Here is a 6,410-nt window from a genome sequence, read left to right as displayed (position 1 = left end):
GCGTACAAATTCGACAACGCCGCGCCCACACCGGCGATGTGGTACGGCGGCACACATATCAGCGCCGCATCGTTGCGCTCTGCCGACGCAAATTCGACCGTGCCGGTCACATAGCTAGTCAGATTGTTGTGGGTGAGCTGGACTGCCTTGGGCTGCGAGGTGGTGCCAGAGGTGAACAGCACGACGGCAACGGAATCGGGATCCGGTTCTGACACCAACGGTTGAGCTCCGCGTGCGGCCGCGATCAATTCCTCGCACCGCATGACTTGTCTTCCAGCCCCAGCGACCAGGCTGGCGTACTCGTCGTCGGCTACCACCAACGACGCCGGGAGCCGATCGATCAATTCACGCAACGCCGCGTTACTCAACCGATAGTTCAATGGGGAGAACGGTCGGCCTGACAGCGCCGACGCAAACATCAACAACGGCACCATGAGCCCGCCCGTGCCGACGTAGACCACGTGTTCGGTATCGGACGCTGCGATCGCGCCCGCCGCCCGCTTGGCTAGCTCATAAAGCTGAGCAGCGTTCAGCCGCGCCTCCCCGTCGATGACCGCCTCGCGGTCGGGTTCATTCGACGCGGCCATCTCCAACACCAACGAAATGCTCAAGTGCAATCCTTCTGCGCGCCGGACGTGCCGTCTCCAGCGTCTCCTGCGGCCATCGAAATCGCCGCGCCACGATGGCACCGACCGCGAATCCGATATACAGTTGACGCATTAGCGATAGACTACACCAAGCCGTTTCCGGGGGTACCAGTGGTCACCTTCGTGGCGACTGGCACCCAGCGAGCACCGGGGATGGATCCTGCGGCGCATGGTGATCGGAAACTGCTGACTGTCACTCGACGCACTAATTCCACGCTTGTTGGCGAAATGTCTTCCTCTGAAAATGATCTCGAAGCCGGCGAAGGGACCGACGGTATGGACGTCAAACCCCTCCGAGAGCCCAAGATGGCTGATCGAGTTGCGAGCTCGCTGCGCCGTTTGGTGGTCCGCGGCGACATCGCTCCGGGCACGATGCTGCCTCCCGAGCCAGAACTCATGGTGCGTTTCGGCGTTTCACGGCCAACGCTTCGGGAGGCTCTTCGAGTACTAGAATCTGAGTCGCTGATCAAGGTTGAGCGTGGCGCGCGAGGCGGCGCTCGGGTGCAACGCCCACGGCATCGGACGTTGGCACGCTACGCCAGCCTTCTGCTGACGCACGAAGGCGTCACACTCAAGGACGTCTACGATGCTCGGACGACACTTGAGGTGTCTATGGTGATGGAATTGGCCACCGCCGGTGATCCCGGCGTCATCGCCGAGCTTCAGCGAATCGTTGATCGTGAGGCCCTGCTGACAAACGGCACCGACGCGGTCGACCAGTTGACCGATTTCCACACCGCCATCGCGCATCTGTCGGGCAACCACACGTTGCGGATGGTCAGCGGGATGATTCATCACATCATCGTTAAGGGAAATCGCTCTCTTCAGCCCACCTCCGGCGTCCTTGCAGAGCGTGCGCAGCGACACTCGATGAAGACGCACCAGATCGCGCTGGAGCTGATCAAGGCCAACGACCCCGAGGCCGCCGCCGACGTGTGGGGCCGCCATCTGAACGAGGGAGTGGTGTATCTGTTGGCTGGGTCCAGGCTGTCGCGCGTCGTCGACCTGTTCGAATAGTCGTGGCGCTGAGCCCGCGAATGCACGCTCGCGCGCAAGGACAACCAACGGCCGCGCGGCGTCGGTCAGCGCGAGTTCCGGATGCTGAATAAGGGTGGCCGGCGACGGTCCGGGCTCGTTGAATACTCCTGTGCTGGAGGGAATCCCATGGCACGAGCACGTTCCCGACGCCTGTTATCGCTGTGCTCCGGCGGCCAGCTCGGCGGGGTTATCAAACTATATAGCTATATTGGCACAGGTGTGTGCTAGGTTTCGGATCGAGAGGTGTTCGGGTTGTGCCACCGTCCTCGGCATGCGCCACGACGCACGGCGTTCAAGGGAGAGGGAATGGCGGAAGCGGTAATCATCGAGGCTGTTCGTTCACCGATCGGAAAGCGCAATGGCGGACTGTCCGTCCTTCACCCCGGTGCGTTATCAGCGCAGGTTCTTAACGGACTGGCCGAGCGAGCCGGCATCGAGCCCGAGATCGTTGACGACGTGATCTGGGGATGCGTGGTGCAGGCCGGCGAGCAGGCACAAGACATTGCCCGCACCGCGGTGCTGGCCGCCGGCTGGCCCGAGTCGGTTCCGGGTGTCACCGTGGATCGGCAGTGCGGATCAAGCCAGCAGTCGGTGCACTTCGCCGCCGCCGGTGTAGTGGCTGGCCATTACGACGTCGTCGTCGCCGGCGGTGTCGAGTCGATGTCGCGCACCTCGATGGGCGCCTCCGTGGCCAATGGCGGGGATCCCTATCCGATTGAGTTCAAGAGTCGGTATCAGCACACCCCTCACCAGGGCATCGGTGCGGAGATGATGGCCGCGATGTGGGGGCTTGGTAGGACAACGCTCGACGAATTTTCTCTTCATTCTCACGAGAAGGCCGCCGCAGCACAGGATTCGGGCGCCTTCGACGACCAAATCGTCGCCATCAAGGATCAGGACGGCAACCCGATACTTAAGGACGAGGGCATTCGCCGCGGCACCACTATCGAGAAGATGGCGCAGCTCAAGCCGGTATTCAAGGAGGACGGTGTGATCCACGCCGGCAACTCCTCGCAGATTTCCGACGGGTCGGCGGCGTTGCTCCTCATGTCAGCGGAGAAGGCTAAGTCGTTGGGCCTCAGGCCACTCGCCCGCGTTCACACCGCGACGTTAGCGGCCGCCGATCCGGTCGTGATGTTGAGTGCGCCGATTCCGGCGACCCAGAAGGCGCTGAACAAGTCGGGCCTCAAGTTGGAGTCCATCGGCGTGTTCGAAGTGAACGAGGCGTTCGCCCCGGTGCCGATGGCGTGGCTGAAGGAAATCGGGGCCGACGAGAAGAAGCTCAACCCGAACGGTGGCGCGATCGCGATCGGCCATCCGCTCGGCGGATCGGGTGCGCGCATCATGACCACGATGTTGTACCACATGCGAGACAAGGGAATTCAGTTCGGTCTGCAGACGATGTGCGAGGGTGGCGGCCAGGCGAACGCTACCATTCTCGAGCTTCTGTGAGTGGTGCTCGAAGTCGCTGCGCCGGGTGCCACCGCCTGGTGGGCAGTTTCGGCTCGTGCGATTGGAATTGAGGTAGCTTGAGTGTCGCTGCTCATCGATGGGACCGATCGGCGTCACCGCGCACGAACGCTCATTATCGGCGGGAGCCGCGGTGTGGGCCGTGCGACCGCGCTCGAACTCGCTGGCCGCGGCCACGACGTAGCGCTGGCATTTCGTTCGAGCCGGGAGACGGCTGAGACGGTCGTGGCCGAGCTGCCTGAAGGTGCCCGCGGATTTCTGGTTCAGGGCGATATCGCAGTAGACGGCACGCGGATAGTGGATGCAGCCGCCGCGGCTCTGGGCGGGCTCGACGCGGTTGTCGTCACGGCCGTCCCGGTCGTCACTGGTCGGCTTTCCGACGCGAGTCGCGAGGATGCGGCGTTTAGTTACGACGTGGTGGTGAATGGTTTTCGCGAGGTTGCCCTCGCGGCGCGAGGCTATCTCGCCGCAACACGGGGCAATGTCATCGCGACCAGTAGTTTGGGCTCGAATCGATACGCTAGCTATTACGGCGTTCTCGGCCCTGCAAAGGCGGCACTGGAATCGATGGTTCGCTACCTTGCGGTTGAGTTCGGTCGCGACGGTGTGCGGGTGAACGCGGTGTCACCTTGCCTGATAGACGATCTCGCTCACGTTGCCGACGCCCCGGACGTCTTACCGTTCCTCAGTGCCACGGCAAAACGGACGCCGCTGAACCGACGACTTGCCCGTCCCGACGACATCGCATGCGTCATCGCCGGGCTACTCAGTTCCGATTTCAACTGTGTGACCGGACAAGTGATCGTCGTCGACGGTGGATATTCGTTGCTCGCCTAACCACAGGTGCTTGCGGTGTTGACCTGCTTGATGCCGGAACTGTTTGGCGCTCAAGGTCTCCGGCTTCGTCTAGAAGCGTTCTTCGCTCGTTACCGGATGTCGCCGTCGATATGTCGCGACGGCGATAATGGATCAACTGGTGACTCTGGCACCAGACGCGCTGCGTGATTTGCGCCTGCGTACGGCTTCCGAATCCATCCGCCCAACATGTTTCACGCTGGCGCCGCTTTGTCGGCCAGCTCGACCACGGGTGTGCTGTCGCTATGACCTCTGAACACCAAGATGCGTGCGGTGGCGCTCGTCGCATCCACCGTGCATGGCTGTCTGTCTTGCAGACCCACGACAGCGCGTGGGTTCGGGCAAGTCACGACGAGCGCACGGGCTCTCGGTCGCGGCGCGGCATGTCTGTCCTTGGAACTTGGCCTGTGCGGAGTTCTTTTCTAGTCTTGGCCTACGGTGGTCCAGGCGAAGGCTCGCGGTCATCACCTCGATCGGAACAAAGAATAGGTTAGAACTCTAAACAGATAACTGGTTGAACGATTCGCCGGTTTGTAGTACCTTGAGGATCTGCCCTGGTCTGTGCACGGTTGCCGTGTATCCCTGACGGAGATGGATCTGGCTACGCATGAGGATTCGAAAGTTGATGTTGGTGGTCGAGAGGACAGTTCGCAGCGCCTCAACGGCGTCGGTCCGGATGTGCCGATGATCTTCGTGATGCGGAGCGTATGCCCGGGCAACCGCGGATGTGGGTCAACGTCCGAGGAAGCGGCGCACGTCGTTCGCCCAGGGCAGTTCGTGAGTAGAGCTGCGACGATCGGTTGCCGGCGATTGCCAAACAGTCCCCGATGAAATGAAAGGAGACGGACTTGTCGACACTTGTTGGCAACCGCGAGCCAGCGTTCGTGGGGATCGGGCGCACCGAGTTCACGTTGGCGTCCGGACGGAGTCCACTGGCGCTGGCTGCCGAGGCTGTGCGGAATGCTCTTGGCGACGCTGGTCTCACCCCGTCTGATGTCGACGGTATTGCGACGTTCGGCATCAACGACACAGCATCGACCATCCAGGTGGCTAACGCGCTTGGAATCGACGATCTACCATGGGCGCTAGACATCTACGGCGGTGGCAACATGGCCTTGTCGATTGTGTCGTACGCGGCCGATGCGATACGCGCTGGAACGGTGAGAACCGTCGTGCTGTACAGGGCGTTCAACGGACGCTCCGGGCAGAGACTGGGTCAGGCCGTCGAGACGATTGCCGCGGGAAATCCCGATCTCCACTTCACATTGCCGCAAGGCTATGTGGTGCCTCCCCAGTTCATGGCGATGTGGGCGCGGCGCCATCAGCAGGTATACGGAAGTACTTGCGAAGACCTCGGTCGGATCGCGGTCACCCAGCGCGCACATGCCAGCACCAACTCCCACGCGATCGCCCAAACGCCGATCGACATGGAAAAGTACCTGGCAAGTAGGTGGATCAACGAACCGCTGCGCGTCTTTGACTGCGCATATGAAGTCGACGGCGGTGTGGCCTTGGTTCTCACGTCGGCCGAACGCGCCCGCGATACAGCCTCGACGCCTGTTCGCGTTGTCGGCATTGCCGAGTCGCACGGCCATGGCGGTTCGTGGGATCAATGGCCGGATCCGACCACGACGTTCGCCGCCCGTGTAGCTCCTCGACTGTGGGCACAGACCAGCGCCGTGATCGACGGGATCGACGACATCGATGTGGCTTGCATCTATGACTGCTTCACCTACACCGTCATGACCGTTCTCGAAGACCTCGGTTTTGCCAAGAAGGGTGAAGTGGGCGACTTCTTCGCCGAGGGTCGGGCCACGTATGGAGGCGACGTCGTGGTCAATCCGAATGGCGGCTTGCTATCGGAAGGGTACATCCACGGTATGAACACCCAGTATGAGGCAATATTGCAACTTCGCGGAAAGGCGGGCAACCGTCAGGTTTCCCATGCTCAGGTCGCCCTGGTGACCTCGGGAGCAGGGCCGCACGGGGGCGCTGCGATCTATGTGACGGGGGACAAGTGAACCCGATCGCTCCCGCGCCGACGCCGGACACGGCACCGTTCTGGAACGCCACCGCTCGCGGGGAGCTGGAGCTCTGTTGGTGCGATGCGTGCGAGAGCTACATTCACCCGCCTCTGGAACGATGTCGAATATGCGGAGCGGACACTACGTTCCGGCCGGTCTCGGGTCGCGGTTCGATCTTTAGCTACATCGTGGTGCACCGGGGGGTGGCACCGGGCTACCTTGACCGACCGGGTCACGTCATCGCCCTCGTCGAACTCCTGGAGCAGCCGGGCCTGCGGTTGACCACCCAGCTTCTCGGCGTCGATGGCGAGGATGTCTGGATTGGCATGCCGGTGCAGGCGGCCATCGTTGCGCTGCCCGGGGGGCAGCTCAATGT

6 protein-coding genes are annotated in these 6,410 nt (G+C 62.2%); 5 read left to right on the top strand and 1 reads right to left on the bottom strand.

The genetic code is table 11. The annotated features are described in order from the left end of the window. The coding region (locus WAN02_RS13530; protein ID WP_422264704.1) for an AMP-binding protein at nucleotides 1-611 on the bottom strand (611 nt) is incomplete at its 3' end. A gap of 312 nt (nucleotides 612-923) precedes the next feature. On the opposite strand from WAN02_RS13530, the gene WAN02_RS13525 reads away from it, so the two are divergent. The 5 genes from WAN02_RS13525 to WAN02_RS13505 form a co-directional block, all read left to right on the top strand. Beyond that, the gene (locus WAN02_RS13525; protein ID WP_422264703.1) at nucleotides 924-1,664 is read left to right on the top strand and encodes a FadR/GntR family transcriptional regulator; all 741 of its coding nucleotides are present in this window, start codon (nucleotides 924-926) and stop codon (nucleotides 1,662-1,664) included. 327 nt (nucleotides 1,665-1,991) lie between these two features. After that, nucleotides 1,992-3,137: a thiolase family protein gene (locus tag WAN02_RS13520; protein WP_422264702.1), complete on the top strand. Its 1,146-nt coding sequence runs from the start codon at nucleotides 1,992-1,994 to the stop codon at nucleotides 3,135-3,137. Nucleotides 3,138-3,218: 81 nt separating this feature from the next. Then, a complete protein-coding gene (locus WAN02_RS13515) occupies nucleotides 3,219-3,992 on the top strand; it encodes an SDR family oxidoreductase (RefSeq protein WP_422264701.1) in 774 nt (257 codons plus the stop codon). Nucleotides 3,993-4,858: 866 nt separating this feature from the next. Next, complete coding sequence (locus WAN02_RS13510; protein ID WP_422264700.1) at nucleotides 4,859-6,031, top strand: thiolase C-terminal domain-containing protein; 1,173 nt, start codon at nucleotides 4,859-4,861, stop codon at nucleotides 6,029-6,031. 194 nt (nucleotides 6,032-6,225) lie between these two features. Continuing rightward, nucleotides 6,226-6,410: OB-fold domain-containing protein (locus tag WAN02_RS13505; protein WP_422264699.1), on the top strand; the 185-nt coding region annotated here is incomplete at its 3' end.

This window comes from Mycobacterium sp. (genome assembly GCF_049281135.1).
Classification (GTDB): domain Bacteria; phylum Actinomycetota; class Actinomycetes; order Mycobacteriales; family Mycobacteriaceae; genus Mycobacterium.
Note: the sequence above shows the minus strand (reverse complement) of the source record. Positions and strands in the feature narration are given on the sequence as shown.